Below are 21,815 nucleotides of genomic sequence, written 5' to 3'. Positions count from 1 at the left end.
CAAAAAACCTCCACCATTTGTCATTGCTATTTAGTATATCTGTCTAAAATGACTTTTAGGTGACTATAAAGTGACAATCTAGTCATTTATACACCAACTAAATCACTTGTTTATAAAATTTAATTTGGAAAGTGGTTCCCTTGCCAACTTCACTTCTTACCTCAATATCTCCTTGCTGGTTGGTGATGATACTGTACGATAGGGCAAGCCCTATTCCAACGCTATCTTCTCCCGCATTTTTCCCTTTATAAAATCGTTTAAAAATGTTAAACAAATCCTCTTTGTCGATTCCTTTGCCATCATCCTGAACCGTAATTTCTGTATAAAGTGCATTTTCTAAAAAAGAAATAGCAATATGACCACCTTCATCGGTATGCTCTACACAATTTTTTAAAATATTGATCAACGCTTCTACCGTCCAATTAAGATCACCGATAAAGATCGCATTTTCATCCCCAGATATTATTAAAGACTGCCGTTTAATATCGATGGGAATTAAAATAGACTCAACAGCTTTTTTAACTAATGAATGTACAGGAATTCTATCCTTTTTAAATAGAACTGTGCCTGCATCAATTTTTGACAATTTTAACAATGAGGAAACGAGCCACTCAATTCTTTCTAATTGCATGCGCATATTTCTTGTGAACTCAGCTCTTTTGTCTTCATCTAGAGCGGGATCACTTATTAAATCAGACATAACGATCATCGAGGTAAGCGGTGTTTTTAATTGGTGCGATATATCTGAAATTGCATCCGTTAACCGCAGCTTATCTTTTTGCAATAAGGAGCTTTGTTCAGACAGCATGAATGTCACTTTATAAATATCATTTTTTAATATACTTAACTCCCCTTCATGATTATCACGAACATCAAGACTATAATCTCCACTTATAATTTTTCTAATGGAACTAGAGAGCTTTTTTAATTCAGAATAACGCCATTTAGTGAAAGAGATAGAGACAATGATAAAAACAGCAGAAATGATCGTCACTGCAATGGCAACTTTTATCGAAAAGAAGATTGCAGTCATTACTGCCGCTATAACAGCGATCATAGATTGTACGAGCATGAAAAAACGGATTTCACGATTGCGAAGCATTCCCTATTCACCAACCTTATAGCCTATACCTCTTACGGTTTTTATGATTGTTGGGCTTTGCGGATCATCTTCTAGCTTTTCTCTTAGGCGTTTTATGTAAACTGTTAACGTATTATCATTGACAAAATCACCAGCGACATCCCATATTCGTTCTAAAAGCTGGACTCTTGTCAAAACTTGTCCAAGGTGATTAGCAAAAATTAATAGTAATTTATATTCCAATGCCGTTAAAAGAACCTCCTCCCCATTTTTCCAAACTGTTCCTTCTAACGTATTAATGCCGATATTTCCGATTTCAATGACCGTTTTGGGCTGCGTTTGCAGATGCAGGTTATATCTTCTAAGAACAGATTTAATTCGAGATATAAGCTCACGAATTCGGAAAGGCTTCGTAATATAGTCATCAGCCCCCATATCAAGCCCCATTACAACATTGACCTCGTCATCGAATGCAGTTAAAAAAATAACGGGCTTATCACTGTGTTTTTTAACAATTTGGCATAGCTCATAACCACTACCATCTGGAAGGGATAAATCAAACAAACACAAATCAACTTCATTTAATCCCTTTGTTAAAAAGCTTTCAGCTGATTTAGCATCGTGATACAGCACTGTTTCAAACCCATCCTTCTGCAGGGAGTACTCTAAGCCAGCAGCAATCGTCCTATCATCCTCAACTAATAAAATTTTCATTCTAGCACGTCCTTACACGGGATTCTTATGTTTATCATATTTTATCGCCACGTTAGCGTCAAAGGCATAGTAGCGATTCTTGCTTGCAATTGTACAAAACACGAAAAGTACCTCAATTGCATAACATGCCTAAGAGTTTTCAAATGTGAAAAAAGAGGTGAAAATAATATGACTGCCTACTTAGATTACACATCACCATCCTTGCAGTACACTTTTGACGTCAATAAAAGTACATTATTCAAAAAGGACAATGACAACCTCATTAATATATTAGGTATACGTCAGCTCAATACATTGGAAAATACATCCCTTCTCGATATATTTTTAAGCGCGAATAATGTCATTGAACCACATTATCATCAAAATGCAGCCGAGCTTGTTTACTGTATATCTGGAGCAGCAATCGTCTCCATTCTTAACCCCTTCACAAAACAAATTCAAAATTATCCAATAACACCTGGTCAAGTCGCAAATGTCCCACAAGCGTGGTGGCATTATGAGGTGGCAACAACAGATAATACCCATTTACTTGCCATCTTTAATGCCCCTACTCCCGAGGTGATCTTAGGCTCTGATCTGCTCAAATTCACTCCAGCAAATATCGTCGCTCATACGTATTGTATCGATGAACCAAGCTGGATTAAGACCGTTCAACCGGTGCAGCCAAGCACGTATATTGGTCCATATAAGAACTGTCATAAAAACAAGAAAAAACAAACACGTACCGAGCCGCTTACCCATCCTTTTGCACATCAACAACCTGAACATCGCTTTTGAACATGATTAAACGCCATAATACTTTTTTTCTAAAAGCATCTTTCCTTAATATTAATTTAGTTTGCTAAATCTCTTTTTGCCATGTTATCATTACCTTCGGGCAAATTTTACGAAAGTAAGAGACGCAAAGCCACGGGCCTAAGACTTAATAGTTATGGCAGCCGGGTTGCAAAAACAGGGTATTTATGAGAAACACTTTTTTCGCTAATTTGCCTTATCTAATAGCGAAAGGTGAAGAAAATGTGTAAAACGGTATTAATTGCTGATGATTCCAAATTTTCCCGAAATTTAATCAAGTGCCTTGTCAGCGAGAATGGTTTCCATGTAATTGCTGAAGCTGCTGATGGAAGGAGCGCTGTTACTATCTTTCAGGAAAAACGCGCTGACATTGTTTTGCTAGACTTAACCATGCCTATATTGAATGGATTAGATGCATTGCGGGAAATTATTCAATTTGATCCGAATGCAAATGTCATTATTTATTCAGCAATGGGCCAAAAAAGACTTATAATCGAAGCGTTAAAGCTCGGTGCGAAAGATTTTGTCATAAAACCTCATTTCTCCCAACTAATCCCCGCAATGAAAAAATTATTTTGATAAGGCCTTGAAAAAGTATGCGTCATATCCTAACATAATCAAATGTAAAAGCACAAGGATTACATCCAAGTGCTTTTTATATTTGTTATAGATTAAATTTTAGCAACTTCTAAATAAAGAATTTGGTGCCCTTCTTTACTTAGAACTTTAAAATTGTAGCCATTATATTCAATATCCGAACCAATTTCAGCATCAATGTTCTGCGTTAGAAACCAACCGCCAATTGTATCAACCTCTTCATGAGGCAGATAAATGCCTAATAACTCGCTTACATCTTCAATCAAAACACGGGAGTTCAAAATATAATGGTTCTCACTTAATTTTCTGATATCTGGAATTTCGTCGTCATCGAATTCATCTCTTATCTCGCCAACAATTTCTTCCAAAATATCCTCAACGGTTACTAGCCCCGAGGTTCCCCCGTATTCATCCATCAAAATAGCAATATGAATTCGTTCCTTCTGCATTTTTACGAGCAAATCATGAATAGGAATCGTTTCAATAACTCGAATAACCGGGTTGATAAATTCAGCAATCCTAAATTTTTCTTCTGTTCTTTGCTGATGCAAAGTGGCTGTTAAAAACTCCTTCACATTAATGATTCCAACAATATTATCCTTATCCCCGTCCACAACTGGATATCGCGTATAATTCTCTCTTTTAATCGTATTGATCATTTCTTCCAACGAGCTGTCAATGGATAAAGAGACAATATCTGTTCTCGGAACCATAATTTCTTTGGCAATTCTTTCGTCAAATTCAAAAATATTATTCATGTATTTTAACTCATTTTTATTGATTTCCCCACTCTTATAACTTTCCGATAACAAAATGCGAAGTTCCTCCTCAGAATGAGCAACCTCATGCTCAGAAGCTGGTTTAAGACCAAATAAACCAACAAGCACTCGAGCTGAGCCATTTAAGAACCAAATGAACGGAAACATGATTTTATAGAACCAAATAATTGGAACTGCAAACAAAAGTGCGACTGCTTCAGCTTTTTGAATCGCAACCGTTTTAGGTGCCAATTCCCCAATCACAACATGTAAAAAAGTAACTAAAGCAAAAGCAATGGCAAATGATAATATGTGGTTAAGGGATTGATTTAAATGAAAATATTCAAAAAGCGGATGTAATAATTTCTCAACAGTCGGCTCGCCTAGCCAACCTAACCCTAATGCTGTTATCGTGATCCCCAATTGACATGCTGACAAATATTCATCAAGATGTGTTACTACCTTTTTAGCCGAAACTGCTCCTTTTTTTCCTTCTGAAATGAGCTGTTCTATTCGTGAAACACGTACCTTTACAATCGCAAATTCAGTTGCTACAAAAAATGCTGTTAAAGCAATTAATAAAACAATTAAAAATAAATTAATAGTTGTCAATCATTGGTCTTACACAAAAGTAAGACGTACACCTCCTAGTAAAGTTCGTTTACTTGCTATATTCATCTTGTTCAGTTCAACTAAGCAGCAACAATGATTGTATCAACTTTCAGAAGTTCTTTTTTCTTATCATCAGTCTGCTCAAGTTGAGATACAATCACTGCACACACTTTTTTAACCCTCGCATTTTTTAAACGGATTTCTAATACATCAATTACTTCAGAAAATTTTTCGTTAATCTCTTTTTTAATCTCATCGAGCGTCCTACTTTCAGTTTTCCGCTCTTCAATAAAATGTATTCTTTCAATCGTTGAATAATCATAATAGCGATAGTTACGCTATGCCGTAACAAACCTAAATGTGTATAATTATTCTATTGTGCTCCTCGTAACATTAGCTTTTTCTGCTAATTCACCATTTCAATTTCATTACCTCAGCGCAAATATAAAAAATGACTTCAATCTTCAACGGCTTTATTTTATTTATTGGCTTTGTTAAATAGAATTATTGTTAAAATGATCCCAAAATCAACACCGACATATAACAGAGCCTATTTATTAAGGCTCGATGATTCAAGCTCTTTATGTATATAGCACAGTTATTTTTTATTTATCTTATCTTATTCATTTTATGCTTTTAACAATTCCATTTACTTAAAAAAGAAGCACCTACTAAAAAGCAGGTGCTCCTATGCTTGCCGATTACAAGCTGAACATTCCTCCAGCTCGTCTACATCTTGGATTATTAACATCACTTCCACAATCGTAATTTTCCTCTACCACTTCATTTACCTGTCTTTGGGTAACAGGGTAGAAATTTTCATTTCTTACAACTGTTCGGTTAACGTTAATAACTTCAGTAGGGTGGATTCGTCTAACCGTGCGTTTAGTTGTATGCACCTTTACAATTGTTTCTGTTGGTGAAACAATTGTTTTATCACCCTGAACATTTCCACGTGATTTCTCACATCCACAATTTTTTCTACTCATAGCATTTCCTCCTTTCTATTTCTATTTGTCTTACGCTACATCATATGTAAAAAGAGAAAGATTCTCCTTAGTTGAATTTATTATTTTTCAATAATTAATAAGAGAGCCTTAAAGCAAATATACTAAAAAAAGAAACTCTGTTGAAAGAAATATAAAAATTCCATTACGCTGTATCATATGCTAATTATATCGAAATAATTGAGTCCTCCCCAAATAAAATTGAGGCATTATTCAATAATTCAGTAACAAGATTTGACTCGGTACAAAAAATAAATCTCCACATTGGAGAAGGAATAGAATTCTCGCTTTATTATACTGAAATAGCAGATGACATTCTTTAATAGAAATCTCCTTCAATACAACTACAGATCACGTTATAAAAAATCTACTAAATGATGGGAAAAACTAGCTTCACATCAAAAAATATATTAAAGAAAATACTGTTTAAAGAGGAGCTTCCACTCCCGGAGACTTCAGAACACAAACCGATTCACACCCTACCTCCATGAGTAAAAGCAACAGACCCACGACCAAAGTTACATCCATCATGGTTATGTGTTTAACGAACATCAGCGAAAACATTCCAGTGATATATTGACTTAATGTGAATAAGAGATCATTTTTAAAAAGGCCATTTTGGGAGGAACTAAAAAACAAAGTGAAGGAACATGGATGGGTAAAGCTCTATCCAAGCTAACATCCCTTCTCGGGCACCAAACTAATGTCATTCATTAATTATTACGTATTTATTCATAGTCTGTTCATATTTACCAGCTATAATAAAAACTAAGAAAAGCTTGCCTTTTCATTTACCCTCATAATATTCCTTTCAAATATCCAGTCAAAAGCTGGATATTTTTCTTTTGCAAAAGTCATTCTTCCATCTCCATCAACAAAAAAAGCTTCTAAAGCATATGTTATAAAGAATCGAGACTTGAGGAGTGAGGAGTGGCGTGGACAAAATCCAAAAAGAACAAATGCCCATATTAACGGAAGAAGAGAAAGAGTTAAGAATTTTAAGGTTAAGACAGCAAGTTGTCGCCAATGTTTGGATCCAAGCCTTTGCAGGATTAGCAGAAGCTGCAGCATTAACAAAATTATACTATTTAGAAGAGCAAGTGCCCGGCACCCTTGAAATCGTTCAAGGAGTATGGATTCAAGTAATTGGCACATTATTGGAAGCGATTGGTCTCTCTGAACAACTTGTGACCGAGGATGAATCAGCATTTTTTTACGGTCAAAGACATGCCGTTACCGGGGATTGGATCCAATCCCTTGGTGGAATTGTTGAAGCTATTGGCGGGGAAAGAGTTTTAGAGGATGCAATGCGCAAAAGGTTTGATGAGCTCGTACCTTAAATTAGTTAAGATAGCCCCGATTTCTTAAAAATCGGGGCCTTGTATTCACTTGGAAAAATTCATTTGTAATTGTTTAAATATTTTCTTAAGCACACCATTCTTTTTCACCGGCAGATTAGGTATTTCTTCCATATAAAATTGGATATTGTTTTTCCCCTTGCTTTTCGCATAATACATAGCCTTATCTGCATTGTTTAATAATGTTTCCTGATCTTCCCCGTCGTCTGGATACATGGCAATTCCTATGCTAGGGGTCACTTTTGGCTGTTTATCTCCAAGCAAATAAGGAACAGAAACATTTGTCAAAATCCGCTCAGCGATATCCTGAATATCTTCTCTTTTTGTTTCTTCAAATAAAATGATAAATTCATCGCCACCTAACCTCGCAATCAAATCCTCATACCGAACGGAAGTTTTTAATCGAACCGCTACTTCTCTCAATAATAGATCTCCCGTTTCATGCCCCATCGTATCATTCACTTTTTTGAATCCGTCTAAATCGATAAACATTACCCCTAATGGTTGAGAAAGTCGCTTTGAGCGAGAAAGCGCCTTTTTTAAATGCCGCTCCAAAAGAGTTCTGTTTGCTAAATCAGTTAATTCATCGAAAAACGCAAGATGTTTTAACTTCATCTCCAGCTTTTTTCTTTCTGTTATATCAATGAGTTGTCCTGTGATATTCACTACATGGCCGACATCATTTTTAACGGAACTCTCTCGAAAAATGATCCAGCGTTCCTCTCCATCTGGACGAATAATTCGAACTTCTGTCGAAGCGACAGTTCCTGTCGTCCATTGACCAATCTTTTTCTCAATCTTTTCAATATCCTCGGGATGAACAATAAGTTTCCATAAATTTTTATCATTTCTAATCTTTTGATATGGATAACCATATATATGTTCAATTCCCTTGGAAATATAAAAATCCCCTGTCTCGGTACTATAAGAAAACACTGCAATATCCTCAACTGTATCGAGAGCAACCTCAATCAGCCGTTTTTCTTCATTAACAGAGTCCAGCTCTTTCTTCATTAAATCGTACAAAGCCGCTTTTTCACTTGTTCTTTGATAAAGATCGACAAACGACCAAATGCTAATCGTACCAGCAAAAATGATAATCACAGTAATAACCTCTAATGAATTTACTAATAAAAAATTATAGGCAAGCAAAACAAGTGTAAACAGTAAAATGGCGGTAATTTTGACAAAACTCGGACGTTCCATAATGTTCTCCTTTAAAATCTACTTATATAGCGATTTTTGTCGTTTTATCGGGAAGCAAGTCCACAATCGTTATCGTACCACTCGCCTTGTTATTAGACAAATTTAGAATAACTATTCATTGTTTGGCTTCAGAAAGCATATGTTTAAAATTAAAAGAACAAGAGGCCTTCGTCATCATTAAGGCTACATTGTTCGTATAACCTTCCGATGGTAACATAAAGAAAAAGTTTGTCCAACGATAGCTGCTTCCCAGGATCGCAAAGGTCGAAAAATAAAAAAAGGGAGCCTCCAACTTGAAGGACCCACCTTATTTATCCTCTTCAACTTTTAATTCGATTTTTTTACAGCCAACATAGAGGCAAGAATAGATTTCTAAGCCTTCTTTTGCCTTCGCAAGCCCTTTTACATATGGTTTAACCAAATCCTTAAAATCCTCTCTGACTCCTTCCTCTTCCAAAATCCCATATACGTATAGCTTTTTTTCGTCAAATAAAAAAGCAATATTCCCTACCGCCTTATTTTCCGAACTAACAATATTCAACACTTGAAACTCTGCTGTCATCACTTCAGGTGAAAAATATATTTGCACAGTATCATCTCCTTTGCCGTATCAATGAAAGGGAAGGGCTGAAAAAGAAACCAGTTATTCAAAGTGAATTACGTCCATTTCACAAAAGAGCACCACCAAATGGCAAACGGCTTAAGTAAACTGCAACTTTTCAAACAGTGAATCCTGATCGTTTTCTTCTGACGTTTTCTTTTTTTGGACATGAATAAAGACGAGTGATAGTAAGGCGACCAATAAAGTTAATGCGGCTGTCGTTAAAAACATCCCTGTTCGAGACCATTCCATTAAAGTGCTATACACTGGAGGACCAATCGCAACTCCTAAAAAACGAACAGAACCGTATAGAGAGGTAACAAAACCTCGCTTATCCGTTGAAACGGATCCCGTAATAAAACTATTTATACAAGGGAGAACTAATCCAGTCCCAATACTGCTGATCACAAGAACAGAGAAAAAAGGAATTAATTTTTCAAAAAAGACAAGAGTGGAAAAAGATATCGTCATAAGAAGAAGTCCTAACACGATAAGTGCTTTCATCAATCTCATTTTTTTGCCAATTTTGCTCCCAGTTATATACGAAGTTGTTGTCATAAATAGGAGAGGAATTGCTAGGATTCCTCCTTTTAACACACCATCAATTTGATGCTCTTTCTCCAAAATATCGGAAATATAAAACAGGATACCGAATAAAGTGAATAAGCAGGTCGCACCTGTTAAATAGGCAACGAACAACCAACGCCCTTCTGTTTTAAAAACGGATACAAGCCCTTTGACATATTTTCCAACAGGAGGCGGCTCTTTGTGTGCTTTTTTTTCTTTTATAAAGAAGAGGGTTAGGAGTACCGAAATTAAACAAAATACGGGAAAAGCAAAAAAAGCTGCATACCAAAACAGTAGCGCAAATAATGAACCGATAATCGGACTTATCACTTTGCCAAATCCGTTGGAAGCTTCGACAAGACCAAGTACTTTACTTTGCTCCCCTCCTTTAAATAAATCTCCGGTCAGTGCCATCGCAATTGGGGCTGTACCAGCAGCTCCAAGCCCTTGCATGATTCTCCCAGCTATAATCCACGTATAAGCATTTGAAAACCAAGCTGCAGCAGCTCCTGCAAGCAGTCCACCGCTCCCATAAAGGATAAGGGCAGGTATGATAATAGCCTTACGTGAAAAGCGATCCGAGAGATAACCTAGTACAGGAATAGAAATCGCCGCTGCAATGGAAAACACAGAAATGATCAGACTTACTTTGAATTGCGAAATATCCAACTCTGTTTTCATCTTTGGAAGAATTGGAATCAGCATCGAATTTCCTAAAACAAGAATGAGCGGAATTGAGCCTATTGCAAAAATTGTCATTCCTTTATGTTTTTGCTTTACCAATGCTCGAACACCCCCTTAGATGAAAATCAAGATTTTTGATAGTACACTTCTTTATTGTTTGAATCAAAATAAAAGTTTATACACTCATGCCCAAGCCTAAATCCAGTCAAAAGAGCCCAATATATACACATTCACCCAGTTTTTGAATAGGCTAATTTTACAAGTGAAGATTGTGATAATGATGAACTATACAGTAATCACAAATTTTCTGTAATCTAATTCTAAATAAAGGGCAGCGTTCAAAAAATGAGGAGGAACGATCCGTATGGATTTTTTGCAATTACCATCAAGAACAAAAGGAACTAGAAGCTTTGGGCTTACTTCGATCGTTGATTTTGGAACGCCCATTGGCCATTTACAACATATCCTTGAGGACTATCACCAGCTTATTGATATTGCCAAATTAGGTATCGGTACTGCTTATGTTTTTCCTAATCTGAAAGAGAAAATAAAGCTTTACCGAGACTATAATATTAAAGCTTACTGTGGAGGAACGTTATTTGAGAAATGTTATCAACAAAATAAAATAACTGAATATCTGAACTGGCTTAAAGAACTCAATATTGAATGGGTTGAAGTTTCGAATGGTACATTAAATATTCCCCTTCATGAACGGCTGCAAATCATTTCAATCATAAAGCAAGATTTCCATGTAATTGCCGAAGTAGGCTCAAAAGATTCCTTTAACGAGATGCCGATTTGTGACTGGAAAACAGAAATTAACGCCTTGCTTGATGCTGGTTGCGAATATGTGATTACGGAAGGAAGAGATTCTGGCACTGCCGGAATCTACGACAACAACGGTACCATTAAATCAGAGTTAATTTTCGAACTTCTCGAGGATGTTGATTGGAAAAAAGTGATTTTTGAAGCACCATCGCCAAAACATCAAATGTTCTTTATCAATTGTATTGGCTCTAACGTCAATTTAGGAAATGTAAAAATTTCAGATGTTTTAATTTTGGAGACTCAACGTCGTGGCTTAAGAAGTGAAACTTTTAACTTGGAGGAACAAGAATGGATATTACCGTTATAAGACATCTACCAACAGAGTGGAATATTATACAAAGATTACAAGGAAAAAGAGATTTTCCCATTCTTCCTCTCACAGAAAAAGAGCAAATGCATATTGCAAAGAATGCAAAACTTTTATCAGAAAAGTCCTTTGACCATGTGCTTTGCAGCAGTCTCTTAAGAACGAAGCAAACAGCAGAACATTATGGCTACACGCCCGTTCAAGAAGCATTATTAGATGAGTTGGACTTCGGGCCTTTTGAAGGTCGTCCGAAAGATGAACTGCTCTCCGAATACGGTGAGCTTTGGAGTGAACAACCGGAAAAAATCGTACTTGGCGAGAGTCTTTCAAATCTAAAAAAAAGAATCATATATTTTTTAAACAAGTACAATAACGCTTCCCATTTACTCGTATTTGGCCACGGCTCCTGGATACGCGCGTTAAGGTCCTATCATCGCTTTGGCCACATCAATGCTATGAATAAAATGACAGTAAAAAATAACGAATGCATTTCACTTGAATTCATCACAGTTGATATTTAGGAATGGAGTGATTTTTTTGTCTGCCCTGTTAACCTATGATAATTGGAGTAACCCTATATTTGATGAACGATCAGATTACTTAGAAGTTCTGAAATGGGCCTATCAAGAATATGGTGATGAAATTGTCTATGCTTGCAGCTTCGGAGCAGAAGGAATCGTTCTCATTGATCTCATTCATAAAGTCAACAAAAAAGGCAAAATTACCTTTCTCGATACTGGGCTCCATTTTAACGAAACATATGGTTTGATTGAAAAAGTTAAGAAGCGTTATCCATCATTACAAATAGAAATTCTTCAGCCTGAACTTTCGTTGAATCAGCAAGCAGAACTACATGGCGAAGAGCTTTGGACGCACAATCCCAATCTATGCTGCCACATCAGAAAAGTTCTTCCTCTGCAAATAGCATTGAAGGAAGCAAAAGCTTGGATTTCAGGTTTAAGGCGTGACCAATCTCCAACAAGGAGCAACACACAGTACATCAATAAGGATGAGAAATTCAAGAAAATCAAAATATGCCCTCTTATTCATTGGACATGGGACGATGTTATCACATATATAAAATTAAACAATCTTCCATATAATCCATTGCACGACCAAGGATATGCCAGCATCGGATGTGCTCCATGCACGCAACCGGGTAGCTTCCGTGATGGCCGTTGGGCAGGTCAAACGAAAACCGAATGTGGATTGCATGTAGCAGCAAAAGAATAAATCCGCATTTTAAAAAGTATAGAAAGAGGTTGTCCAAACAGCTATGCCTTTTCGGACACCCTCTAGTTAACACTTTAAGCTTGCAGATAGGGCTGTTGTTTCATCTTGCTTAAGCTGTTGCCTCTCGTGTTGCCTTCCTTTGCTCGTTCATGCGCACAAACTCTCCCTGATTTACCATTAGATTGTACTCTTTACCCTTCAGGTTATAAACTGTCCGATAAATTTTGTTTTTGTTATCTCTTAGCCACTTCTCTTATCTATTTTCTTCTCCAACTAGGTGTTAAAAAAGTAGTGGAATAAATCTTTAATTGATAGATTAAATCAATCACATTCGTAGAAATAAGTTGGCAAATGACAGCAAAAAAAACAATTTTATAATCAATCACAAAAGAAGTTAAGAGAAAGATCAGTAAGTTAATCCCCATCATAACTTTCCCAGGACTCCAATTTTTATAGGTAGCAATCATCAATGCCGGAATCACCATTCCTCCGCTCGAAGCACCTGTGCGAATGAGAATTCCAACTCCAATACCAAAGAGGACACTTCCTACAGCAATATCGAGCAAAATATGAATATGGGGAATATTGTTAAAAGTGGTCGAAATTAATGTAACTGTCATGGAAGTAGCTGCGACCGCAAGAATCGTTCTAAATGTCCACGTATAGCCGAAATACTTTAAAGCAAAGACGAGAAATACGACATTAGATAACCACAAAGAAAATCCTAAAGGCAAGTGAAACCAGTGGTTAACTAGAATGGCTATACCTGCAGCACCACCAGAAGGAATGGAATGTGGAAATAAAAAAATAGACATCGCCATTCCTTGCATGATCGCACCAAGTAATAGGAAGGAATAAACCAAAAAAATCTTCTTCATTACCTTTAGTCGAAAGGTTCACTCATATTTTCGTACAAGCCATTCATTGCGTTCCCCCCTATCGGACATCTCCCCTTGTCCATTTTATGTTGTGAAAAAAGAAATTATGTTCCTTTTCCTGTATTGAATAGAACCTCGTAATATTTAAGCCTTAGCTTCTGGCTTTTTCCTCGGCTTAGGTTTATGGTATAATCCCAATTCTTTTTTCTCTTTTGTTAATGATTTAAACAAAGAAATCATCATCAAAAGCATTATAAAGGAGAACGGAAACGCCGCAGCAATTAGGGCATTCTGTAATGCTTGTAATCCACCACTATATAAGAGGATGAGAGCCACTGTGGATTGGGCAATTCCCCAAGTGAATTTTACCCTTCCCGGTGGTGTCAAGGAACCATATGTCGTTTGCATACCGAGCACAAATGTTGCCGAATCTGCAGATGTAATAAAGAACAGGGCAATAAGCAAAATGGCTACAACGGAAAGGAACATGGACCATGGAAATTGGCTAAAGACAGCAAATAACACTTCCTCTGTGGAAAACTGTGTCAGATCCAATGCACCGGATGATTGAATCGATATCGATGAATTTCCAAATACTGAAAACCAAAAGAAACTCACTAGAGCTGGAAGTAAAAGAACTCCAATAATAAACTCGCGAATAGTCCGTCCTCTTGAAACACGAGCAATAAAAATCCCTACAAATGGTGACCATGAAATCCACCAAGCCCAATAAAATATAGTCCAACCGTTTATCCATTCCCGATGCTCACCATTCAAGGGAGCAATGCGGAAGCTCATTTGAATAATATTTTGAATATATCCCCCGATCGTGTCAGTGAACATGTCTAATATTAGAATGGTTGGGCCTACAATAAACATTAATAATAATAAAGCAATTGCTAATACCATGTTTGTATTACTTAAATATTTAATTCCTTTACTTAAACCAGTCCCTGCAGATATCATAAATAAGACGGTGACGATGAAGATAATGATAAACTGAGTAACAAAATTTGATGGTATTCCAAATAAATAGGATAACCCTCCGTTAATTTGTGCCGCCCCAAACCCCAGTGTAGTAGCTACTCCAACGACTGTAGCAAAAACTGCTAAGACATCCACAATCATTCCTAAAATCCCATCCATCCATTTTCCTAATACTGGCTTAAGAGTCGAAGAAATGAGGCCTGCTTCACCTTTTCTAAACTGAAAATAGGCCAGTGCTAACGCAACTAAGGCGTAAATTGCCCAAGCATGAATTCCCCAGTGAAAAAAAGTATAACGCATCGCTTCCTTATGCGCAGAAGCCGTCCCTCCCTCTGCTAAAGGAGGGTCAATAAAATGAGATAGAGGCTCAGCCGCTCCCCAGAAAACAAGACCGATTCCCATTCCTGCACTAAAAAGCATTGCAAACCACGACGCTCTAGAAAATTCTGCTTTCTCATCCGGTTTGCCCAGTTTAATTGCCCCTACTGGACTAAAGATAAGAAATAAACAAAAAACGACAATAATCGTCACCAAAATTAAATAATACCAGCCGAAAGCAGTTGTTAAAAATTGTTGTATATTGCCCGTCGCTTCCTCAAACGTTTTAGGAGCTGTCACCCCAAATATGACAGCCACAAGAATAAGGGCAATTGAAATCCAAAATACATTTGAAATTTTCTTCATTATTATTCCCTTCTCCCTTTTAACTCATAATGATAAGTAAGAAAAGTCTAAGTTATTTTTTCTTAGAACTATAAGATTTATGTAGAAATGATGCACGATATTTCAGTACAGAAAACGACAAAAATTTAGAAGAACTGTTGCTAATCCTCAATGAAGGTGGTTCCATTCATAAAATATGTGTGAGTCTTAAATAGTTCCAAACAAAAATAAAAGGGCCTATCCCTATACTAAAGGATAGACCCAATAGTTATTATCAATTAAAAGTTTGCAACTCTTCTTACATGTCCCTTAAAGGTATTTTTATAGTATCCAGAGTTCATGTTAGCAATTGCTACACCTGTTGAAGATTGTGAACCGATGAATTTTCCACCGCCAAGATAAATCCCAACATGTCCATCTTTTTTATAAGTGTCAAAAAATACTAAGTCACCAGGACGAGCTTCACTATAAGATACTTTAGTACCTTGGTTTCTTAAAGTACTTGTACTTGAGCCAATGCTAATGCCAGCTTGTCTAAATGCCCAGCTCACAAAACCAGAACAATCGAATCTTCCATTTGCAACATCATATGCTGTTCTTCCGCCGCCGAATACATAAACTGAATTTCCTATGTATTTATATCCAGCTTGTAAAATGGTATTAAGACTACCATCATTTGCTGGTGGTGTATAAGCTACTTTTGAACCTTCGCTTGAAGTGTTAGAAGCACTTGAATTGCTATTGCTAGTTTGCGCTTGTGCTCTCAATGCTCTCTCTGCTTCTAATTGCGCTTGGCGTCTTGCTTCCTCTTCTTGACGAGCTTTTTCTTCAAGTTCATCTAGCTTTGCAAGATTTCCTTTCTGCGCTTCTTCTAATGAGCTTTTCAGTTGATCATTTTCTTTCTTTTGCTCAAGCATTTGAGCCTTCATGCCTTCAAGCTCTTCTTTTTTATCAGTTAATTCCGCAAGCTTTTGGTCAACCTCTGCTTGCTTTTCCTCAACTGCTGCTTTGTCTAATTCATGCTGTTTAATCAAATCACTGTCAGCATTTGCAATTTGCGTAACTGCAAATACACGATCAATAAAATCACTAAAATTTTCAGATCCTAAAAGCACTTCTATGTATCCAACTTTACCGCCAGATTCTTGAAAAGACTGAGCACGTTTAGCCAGCACTTCAGTTCTTTTTTCAATCGTATCGTTTAATACTGCTATCTCTTCCGTTAATTTTTTAATTTCTTCTTGAGTAACTGCAATTTCTTTTTCTGTAGTTGCGATTAACTTGTTATTATCTGCAATCGCTTCATTCATTTTTTTAATCTTTTTTTCTAATGCCGCTATTTTATTTTCTGTTTCATCGATTTTTTGTTCTACTTGTTGAATTTGTGAAGAATAATCTGCGCTCACAGACGGGATAGTAACTAAACTTCCTACTCCCAAGATGATAGTGGTATTCAGAGCTACAAGTTTCTTTTTCATCATTCTTATTTCCTCCGACCTTCATGTTTTCGACAAGTTTTATAAATTATGTACTTAATACAGACTCTATTAAGTCTACAAGTTTTTTCATTTTATACTTTTCATTCTCAATAATGACAAAATACATCTAAAACTAACAATTTTCTACTCCCCTAGTACTATAGCAGTCTATCATAACAACAAGATTATAATCATATTACAGTTATGTTTCAATTTTATAGTACCAGGTACTATTTTTTCATACGAAAACTAGGAAAATAGTATGATTCACCTTTGGTTTTCCTCCATCTAAATAACTAGCCGAAAATTTGTTACATCTATCTCAAATTTCTCTTTAGCAAAAAATATGTCAGAAAAAGTACTTCGGAAGTCTTTATTAAACAATACAATATGATTGATAAAACGACTTTTCTTATCTTATTGCTGAAGAGTTTGCAATCCATGTAACACCCAAATCAACAAATTTCTAAACAATCAAAAAGAGACCGTCTTTGGTTACTGCAGTTTGTTTTATATTGCTATTCATATTGAACTCTTGCAGTCCTCATTTGTTTCGGTCAGTCGAATGGGGTGCTTGCTCGATCTGGAGTCTTTTTCACTTTGTCCGTTCTGTCCGATTACGCCTCCTATTGAGCCACTGCTCCGAACCGCCCGCCCTCTCAGAAAGCAAGTACCTGAAGCGGAAATCAACATATTTTAACCGTAATTTCATCCAAAAATGCCAAAAGACACCGAGAGGTACTCTCGATGCCTTTGTCGACAAATTGAGAGACCGTCCCAGTAGGACAGTCTCTCGTCATTTTATTTATTCATCTATTGAAGCTTTAGCTTCTTCGTCAGAACTATTATATTCATACATGGAACGGTCAATTGGCGTGAATTCTGCTGGAGTGTAAAAGCGTAATAAATCGCCATTGACTACTTTATCCGAAAGATGCAGTTTATATTCTACAACTTCCTGTAATTGTTGTGCCTTTTCCATTTGTTCTTCGTCAATTAATTCACCGGTCTCAGAGTTATAGAACTTTCCTCCAACTGATGAAATGGTCGGACTGACAAAGTCTCCGTTACGGAACGGAACAAGGGAATCATGATCTTCGGACAATAAATCAGTACCAAACTGGATATACTCTTTAGAGTCAATCCCTAATAAATGAAGCAATGTTGGTAAAATATCTATTTGTCCACCGTACTCATGGTTTATTCCCCCTTCCATTCCTGGAACACGGATAAAGAGCGGCACTCTTTGTAAACCTGCTGCACTATCAAATGTGGACAGTTCTTTATCTAACACTTCTTCCATCGCTCTATTATGGTTTTGTGAGATGCCGTAGTGATCACCATACATAATGATAATGGAATTATCATATAAACCGGATTCTTTTAAATCTGTGATGAATTGCTCTAATGCTTCATCCGCGTAACGTGCCGTTTGGAAGTAATTATCCACCGATTTGTCACCAGTAGTATGCGGAGCAATTGTTGCTTCATCCTGATTCATAGCATACGGATAATGATGTGTTACTGTAATAAACTTCGAATAAAACGGCTGTGGTAATGTCTGTAACAGCGAGAATGACTGTTCAAAGAATGGCTTATCCATTAAGCCATACTCTGCCATTTGGTCAGCCTCAGCATCGTAATAGCTTAAATCAAAAAACTTATCGAAGCCAAAAGATTTATAAATCTCATTACGGTTCCAGAAACTACCTGAGTTACCATGGAATACAGCTGAAGTATAGCCCTTCTGTCCTAAAATGGCTGGAGCAGCCTGGTACGTGTTAAGCCCTTTCGTTGTAAAAGCTGAACCTTGTGGCAAGCCATACAATGAATTTTCCAGCATAAATTCCGCATCAGCCGTCTTTCCTTGCGCTGTCTGATGGAAGAAATTATCAAAGTAAATCGTATTTTCATCTCTAATCATCGAGTTTAAAAACGGTGTCACTTCTTCACCATGTAATTGATAATCCATTAAAAATGATTGAATCGATTCAAGGTGAAGATAAATCACATTCATGCCTTCACCAATTCCAAAGTATTCAGGATTTGGTTCAGCATAGTTAGATTTTGTAAAGTTGATTACCTCGGTTACATCACTACTATCGGCCATTACTCGTTGAGCAGAAGCCTTTGTGCTCTGCACCGCATCATAAATTGTGTAATTATACATTCCCAAATACTTAACAATGTAATTGCGATCAAAGCCTCTTGTTAATAATTCAGGTCTATCTGCTTCAGCAAGGGCCAAGTTCAAACTTGAAAAGCCCAGAGCCAATGATAAAACAGCAATAATTTTGCGTCGCCCCATATCTTTTACTTCTATTTTAACAACTTTAAATAAAAGTAACGCAAGCAAGACTAGAAAATCAACAAAAAAGAGAATATCGTATGGTCTTAAAAGGGAAACAACACTGCTTGATACATCACCAAAATTTTGCGTTTGAAAAATCGTTGGCAGCGTAATAAAGTCGTTAAAAAATCGATAATAAACCACGTTTGCATATAGCAAGAATGACAATATAAAATAAATCGTCATTAGAGCACTATATTTTCGTCTTCCTTTGAAAAATAAGGCGAAACCGAGAAATAATAATGATGATCCAAGTGGATTCAAAAATAATAAAAACTTTTGAATCCCATTTTCAATTCCTAGCTCAAATTGATTTAATTGAATAATATATGTTTTCAACCATAAGAGTACAACGGCAACAAGAAAAAAGCCGATAAATTTTTGTGAAATATTAAATCGTTTATTTAATAAAGTATTCATCTTTGTTGCACCTACCTTCTAGCAAACTATTATACTTTTTTCATGAATAATTTATATATGCGATTACTCCCAGACTCGTCATTTACTATCTTAACTGTTAAATATGAACAATTTATGAAAATCCGCTCAAAAATTTACATTCCTGTAATATTTATTGCTTTAACACAAAATATTAATATACTCCTTTTTCAAAAAATGTCAAGTGAGCACATCTTGTAGAATGCTTGATCTCACTACTGCTATATGGTTCCGTACTATGTTTGCACCGATGATTTTTTTATGAAGAAATGAACTTTTTCCTTTACACATTATTAATAGACGTTTTACCCCGTAAAAAGGTTTCATTAAACATCATTTACAAAAAAAAGGCTTTATACTGATCATCAATCAGCATAAACCCTAATGTTGTATTCATTTAAAATTCTACTTTCTTCATATATGAATGTTTTCAGCACTGTTGTCAAAAATCATGTTATCAGCAATTTTGTTTAACATAACCATAAATTAAAAACGCCGGTACCGAAAGTCATGTAATGAGCTTTCGATACCGGCTTTTTTTCATTATGAATCGATTTTTTTCGGCTCGTCTGTTGATTTTTTTTCATCTTCTATTTTATCATCTTCCATAATCCCTTTTGTTGAGTTCTTAAATTCTTTGAGGGATTGTCCAACGGCACGACCAATTTCAGGCAATTTTTTTGGTCCAAAAATGATGAGAGCGAGAACTAAAATTAATATTAATCCAGGAACACCAATATTTGACAACATATTTTTCACTCCTTTTAAATCACTTGACTCCATTACATATCTATCCAAATGCATTGTATCACAACGTTTTTATCTTGTAATCTGAAACTGTGATTTTTTCATACATGGTACACATTGTTGCTGATTTTCTGATAATGTCTTAAAACTTTTTTGACAAGTTGAGCAAACATGTGTCAATAGAGGATGTTCAACTTGCTTGTAAGGAATTACTTTTTCAATAACAGTGATCGCTTTTTCAGGACAGATATCCTCACATAATTGACAAAATGAACAAGCTTGGGCTGAAATGACAAATCCTTTATCCGTTATTTCCAAGCATTTTTTATCGCATAATTTTTCACATGCATGACATAATGAACATTTTTCAATATTTAAATCAATCATTGCAAATTGATGCTGAGGATAATAGCGTGCAAGCTCAAGAGCCATCTGATTAAAACGCCATTTGGCAGGAACCATTTCCTTAATTAAGGATTGAGTTCCTTCTTTCCATGAAAAGAAAAGCTCCCGTCTTGATACGACTTCTTCTGTACGTTCAATTTTCGACTGCTCAACGGTTAAGATTGGCTCCTCTAGCTGCAGCAATATTTCATTTGCTTCTTTCAGAGCATGATCCCATTGCTCGTTGTACTCATCCTCTCCCACTATCCCTTTTAGTCCCTTTTTAGCGTAAACTACTAACTCCTTAGCGGTAGGTGGAGTACTTTTATCTACAACAAGCCGTCCTTGATGGAATTCTCGCTTTGGAAATATTCCTGCAATGGCCTGAACAGGACAAGAAACCAAGCACTTTCCACATTCATTACAATTTTTATAATTAATTTGAGGTACTCCATTTTTCATTTCGATTGCATTTAATTCACATGCTTCAATACAGCGGGAGCATGTTGAACGCGGACTTTTGCAGCGAGAACAAGTTGTCAGTATCTCATATTGATAATCCAAGCTCTCAATCCATTTACTAAAAAGACCCATCTTCAACACTCCTCAAACGAAAGGAAGAGTGCCCCTTCCTTTTATTTAATCAAGCACCTAACACATAAAAGACATATCGGCTCATGCCTTCGGCAAACACCAAAACAGCTAAAGCCACATAGGCAAAGGAAACCGATACTTTTCCCTGCTTGGCCATCGAAAGATAGCCTAAGAATGTTACACCCATGATCTCGATAATCCAGCGAATCGCTACCGTTGTTTGATAATCGGCTAGAGAAGCTAACGCATTCGTTCCTTCAATCATATTGACCTCAGGCAGTACCGAACCGAATAGGGCGACGCCGATTAATTGAAGGGCAATCCCTCCTAATGCAATATAGAAGGCAGTTTTAATCAAACTTTGCGCCTTATCCTTTAACAGTGGCGCTAGTAAGCTCGCCACGAGAACCGGCCCCAAGACGAAGGCTGTGCCATAAAAGGATGTGAACGTATGAACCGAGTTCCAGCCACTCACTAATGAATTCGCGTAAATCATCGCCATACAATAAATATCCATTAATCCAATAAGGGCGGATAAGATTAACAGCCCATGATGAACCTTTTTCTGGACAAAGGCCAGTCCGGCCGTGACGCATGCAGCTCCAATGAACAAGCCTGTCACCAATATTTCACGACTCATCCAGGACGAACCTAAGTTACGAATCGAGTTCAGAGCGTGTGACGGTGTTCCTAAGTGGGCAAATGAAGCGATTAAACCGACAAGGGACAGAGCCGCAATGACAATCAAGGGGATTCGCATCGCTTTGAATGTCGTTTCTTCACCCCACTGATTGATTTTTTTATAGAAAATCGCTAGTGTCAACATCCCGCCGATAGCGATTTGCAGGCACACGGTAAATAGTAATAATGCCCATTCATGCATCGATATTACCTCCTCTTTCAAGACAAATTATTTTCAGCATTTACATTTTTTTAACTGGCAGGTTC

At 36.6% G+C, this 21,815-nt stretch carries 20 protein-coding genes and 1 riboswitch; of the genes, 6 read left to right on the top strand and 14 right to left on the bottom strand.

Features of this window, described 5'->3' with window-relative positions:
* Positions 1-97: 97 nt before the first annotated feature.
* Both FCJ93_RS11515 and FCJ93_RS11510 read right to left on the bottom strand, forming a co-directional pair.
* Entirely contained in the window at positions 98-1,102 is a 1,005-nt protein-coding gene (locus FCJ93_RS11515) for a sensor histidine kinase (RefSeq protein ID WP_137743731.1), read from the bottom strand.
* Positions 1,103-1,105: 3 nt separating this feature from the next.
* Positions 1,106-1,795, bottom strand: a complete 690-nt coding sequence (locus FCJ93_RS11510) for a response regulator transcription factor (RefSeq protein ID WP_095314622.1) — start codon at positions 1,793-1,795, stop codon at positions 1,106-1,108.
* A 168-nt stretch (positions 1,796-1,963) separates the two neighbouring features.
* Here FCJ93_RS11510 and FCJ93_RS11505 point away from each other — a divergent pair, with 168 nt between their 5' ends.
* Entirely contained in the window at positions 1,964-2,572 is a 609-nt protein-coding gene (locus tag FCJ93_RS11505; RefSeq protein WP_095314623.1) for a cupin domain-containing protein, read from the top strand.
* Positions 2,573-2,661: 89 nt separating this feature from the next.
* Positions 2,662-2,746, top strand: a riboswitch (cyclic di-GMP riboswitch).
* Positions 2,747-2,812: 66 nt separating this feature from the next.
* Positions 2,813-3,169, top strand: a complete 357-nt coding sequence (locus tag FCJ93_RS11500) for a response regulator (protein WP_095314624.1) — start codon at positions 2,813-2,815, stop codon at positions 3,167-3,169.
* A gap of 92 nt (positions 3,170-3,261) precedes the next feature.
* Here the strand turns inward: FCJ93_RS11500 and FCJ93_RS11495 are convergent, their stop codons facing one another.
* Together FCJ93_RS11495 and FCJ93_RS11490 are read right to left on the bottom strand one after the other, a co-directional pair.
* Entirely contained in the window at positions 3,262-4,557 is a 1,296-nt protein-coding gene (locus tag FCJ93_RS11495; RefSeq protein ID WP_137743730.1) for a hemolysin family protein, read from the bottom strand.
* Between the two features lie 701 nt (positions 4,558-5,258).
* Positions 5,259-5,546 (bottom strand): CotD family spore coat protein, encoded by a 288-nt coding sequence (locus FCJ93_RS11490; protein WP_095314626.1) that lies wholly within the window; start codon positions 5,544-5,546, stop codon positions 5,259-5,261.
* Between the two features lie 953 nt (positions 5,547-6,499).
* On the opposite strand from FCJ93_RS11490, the gene FCJ93_RS11485 reads away from it, so the two are divergent.
* The gene (locus FCJ93_RS11485) at positions 6,500-6,904 is read left to right on the top strand and encodes a hypothetical protein (RefSeq protein ID WP_095314627.1); all 405 of its coding nucleotides are present in this window, start codon (positions 6,500-6,502) and stop codon (positions 6,902-6,904) included.
* A 45-nt stretch (positions 6,905-6,949) separates the two neighbouring features.
* Here the strand turns inward: FCJ93_RS11485 and FCJ93_RS11480 are convergent, their stop codons facing one another.
* The 3 genes from FCJ93_RS11480 to FCJ93_RS11470 form a co-directional block, all read right to left on the bottom strand.
* Complete coding sequence (locus FCJ93_RS11480; RefSeq protein ID WP_137743729.1) at positions 6,950-8,128, bottom strand: sensor domain-containing diguanylate cyclase; 1,179 nt, start codon at positions 8,126-8,128, stop codon at positions 6,950-6,952.
* A 307-nt stretch (positions 8,129-8,435) separates the two neighbouring features.
* On the bottom strand, positions 8,436-8,717 hold the full coding sequence (locus tag FCJ93_RS11475) for a hypothetical protein (RefSeq protein WP_095314629.1): 282 nt from the start codon (positions 8,715-8,717) through the stop codon (positions 8,436-8,438).
* Positions 8,718-8,828: 111 nt separating this feature from the next.
* The gene (locus FCJ93_RS11470) at positions 8,829-10,055 is read right to left on the bottom strand and encodes an MFS transporter (protein WP_235879463.1); all 1,227 of its coding nucleotides are present in this window, start codon (positions 10,053-10,055) and stop codon (positions 8,829-8,831) included.
* 289 nt (positions 10,056-10,344) lie between these two features.
* On the opposite strand from FCJ93_RS11470, the gene FCJ93_RS11465 reads away from it, so the two are divergent.
* The 3 genes from FCJ93_RS11465 to FCJ93_RS11455 are packed head-to-tail and all read left to right on the top strand — an operon-like array spanning position 10,345 to position 12,348.
* Entirely contained in the window at positions 10,345-11,115 is a 771-nt protein-coding gene (locus FCJ93_RS11465; protein WP_095314631.1) for a phosphosulfolactate synthase, read from the top strand.
* On the top strand, positions 11,097-11,636 hold the full coding sequence (locus tag FCJ93_RS11460) for a histidine phosphatase family protein (protein ID WP_095314632.1): 540 nt from the start codon (positions 11,097-11,099) through the stop codon (positions 11,634-11,636). The genes FCJ93_RS11465 and FCJ93_RS11460 overlap by 19 nt, the downstream gene beginning before the upstream one ends.
* 25 nt (positions 11,637-11,661) lie before the next feature.
* A complete protein-coding gene (locus FCJ93_RS11455) occupies positions 11,662-12,348 on the top strand; it encodes a phosphoadenylyl-sulfate reductase (protein WP_235879462.1) in 687 nt (228 codons plus the stop codon).
* 257 nt (positions 12,349-12,605) lie between these two features.
* On the opposite strand, the gene FCJ93_RS11450 is transcribed toward FCJ93_RS11455, so the two are convergent.
* From FCJ93_RS11450 to FCJ93_RS11420, 7 genes are all read right to left on the bottom strand, one after another.
* Positions 12,606-13,226 carry a YitT family protein gene (locus FCJ93_RS11450; RefSeq protein ID WP_095314634.1) on the bottom strand — a complete coding sequence of 207 codons (621 nt, stop codon included), beginning with the start codon at positions 13,224-13,226 and terminating at the stop codon, positions 12,606-12,608.
* 144 nt (positions 13,227-13,370) lie between these two features.
* Complete coding sequence (locus tag FCJ93_RS11445; protein WP_095314635.1) at positions 13,371-14,897, bottom strand: glycine betaine uptake BCCT transporter; 1,527 nt, start codon at positions 14,895-14,897, stop codon at positions 13,371-13,373.
* 257 nt (positions 14,898-15,154) lie between these two features.
* On the bottom strand, positions 15,155-16,357 hold the full coding sequence (locus FCJ93_RS11440) for a coiled-coil domain-containing protein (RefSeq protein ID WP_095314636.1): 1,203 nt from the start codon (positions 16,355-16,357) through the stop codon (positions 15,155-15,157).
* Between the two features lie 802 nt (positions 16,358-17,159).
* Positions 17,160-19,124 carry an LTA synthase family protein gene (locus tag FCJ93_RS11435; RefSeq protein ID WP_095314637.1) on the bottom strand — a complete coding sequence of 655 codons (1,965 nt, stop codon included), beginning with the start codon at positions 19,122-19,124 and terminating at the stop codon, positions 17,160-17,162.
* A gap of 561 nt (positions 19,125-19,685) precedes the next feature.
* On the bottom strand, positions 19,686-19,892 hold the full coding sequence (locus tag FCJ93_RS11430) for a twin-arginine translocase TatA/TatE family subunit (protein WP_170211292.1): 207 nt from the start codon (positions 19,890-19,892) through the stop codon (positions 19,686-19,688).
* Positions 19,893-19,961: 69 nt separating this feature from the next.
* Positions 19,962-20,867 carry a 4Fe-4S binding protein gene (locus FCJ93_RS11425; RefSeq protein WP_095314638.1) on the bottom strand — a complete coding sequence of 302 codons (906 nt, stop codon included), beginning with the start codon at positions 20,865-20,867 and terminating at the stop codon, positions 19,962-19,964.
* Between the two features lie 49 nt (positions 20,868-20,916).
* Positions 20,917-21,750 carry a dimethyl sulfoxide reductase anchor subunit family protein gene (locus tag FCJ93_RS11420; RefSeq protein ID WP_137743727.1) on the bottom strand — a complete coding sequence of 278 codons (834 nt, stop codon included), beginning with the start codon at positions 21,748-21,750 and terminating at the stop codon, positions 20,917-20,919.
* Positions 21,751-21,815: the final 65 nt, after the last annotated feature.

This window comes from Robertmurraya siralis (assembly GCF_005502275.1).
GTDB lineage: Bacteria > Bacillota > Bacilli > Bacillales > Cytobacillaceae > Robertmurraya > Robertmurraya siralis.
The sequence above is the reverse complement of the archived record's forward strand: the minus strand, read 5'-3'. Positions and strand labels throughout refer to the sequence as shown.

Bases quoted from the DNA above. Each gene is read 5' to 3' on its own strand.
- FCJ93_RS11420 (WP_137743727.1), bottom strand. From the start codon at position 21,750: ATGCATGAATGGGCATTATTACTATTTACCGTGTGCCTGCAAATCGCT.
- FCJ93_RS11470 (WP_235879463.1), bottom strand. From the start codon at position 10,055: ATGACAATTTTTGCAATAGGCTCAATTCCGCTCATTCTTGTTTTAGGA.
- FCJ93_RS11515 (WP_137743731.1), bottom strand. From the start codon at position 1,102: ATGCTTCGCAATCGTGAAATCCGTTTTTTCATGCTCGTACAATCTATG.
- FCJ93_RS11500 (WP_095314624.1), top strand. From the start codon at position 2,813: ATGTGTAAAACGGTATTAATTGCTGATGATTCCAAATTTTCCCGAAAT.
- FCJ93_RS11440 (WP_095314636.1), bottom strand. From the start codon at position 16,357: ATGATGAAAAAGAAACTTGTAGCTCTGAATACCACTATCATCTTGGGA.
- FCJ93_RS11510 (WP_095314622.1), bottom strand. From the start codon at position 1,795: ATGAAAATTTTATTAGTTGAGGATGATAGGACGATTGCTGCTGGCTTA.
- FCJ93_RS11425 (WP_095314638.1), bottom strand. From the start codon at position 20,867: ATGGGTCTTTTTAGTAAATGGATTGAGAGCTTGGATTATCAATATGAG.
- FCJ93_RS11465 (WP_095314631.1), top strand. From the start codon at position 10,345: ATGGATTTTTTGCAATTACCATCAAGAACAAAAGGAACTAGAAGCTTT.
- FCJ93_RS11435 (WP_095314637.1), bottom strand. From the start codon at position 19,124: ATGAATACTTTATTAAATAAACGATTTAATATTTCACAAAAATTTATC.
- FCJ93_RS11505 (WP_095314623.1), top strand. From the start codon at position 1,964: ATGACTGCCTACTTAGATTACACATCACCATCCTTGCAGTACACTTTT.
- FCJ93_RS11480 (WP_137743729.1), bottom strand. From the start codon at position 8,128: ATGGAACGTCCGAGTTTTGTCAAAATTACCGCCATTTTACTGTTTACA.
- FCJ93_RS11445 (WP_095314635.1), bottom strand. From the start codon at position 14,897: ATGAAGAAAATTTCAAATGTATTTTGGATTTCAATTGCCCTTATTCTT.
- FCJ93_RS11430 (WP_170211292.1), bottom strand. From the start codon at position 19,892: ATGTTGTCAAATATTGGTGTTCCTGGATTAATATTAATTTTAGTTCTC.
- FCJ93_RS11450 (WP_095314634.1), bottom strand. From the start codon at position 13,226: ATGAAGAAGATTTTTTTGGTTTATTCCTTCCTATTACTTGGTGCGATC.
- FCJ93_RS11490 (WP_095314626.1), bottom strand. From the start codon at position 5,546: ATGAGTAGAAAAAATTGTGGATGTGAGAAATCACGTGGAAATGTTCAG.
- FCJ93_RS11460 (WP_095314632.1), top strand. From the start codon at position 11,097: ATGGATATTACCGTTATAAGACATCTACCAACAGAGTGGAATATTATA.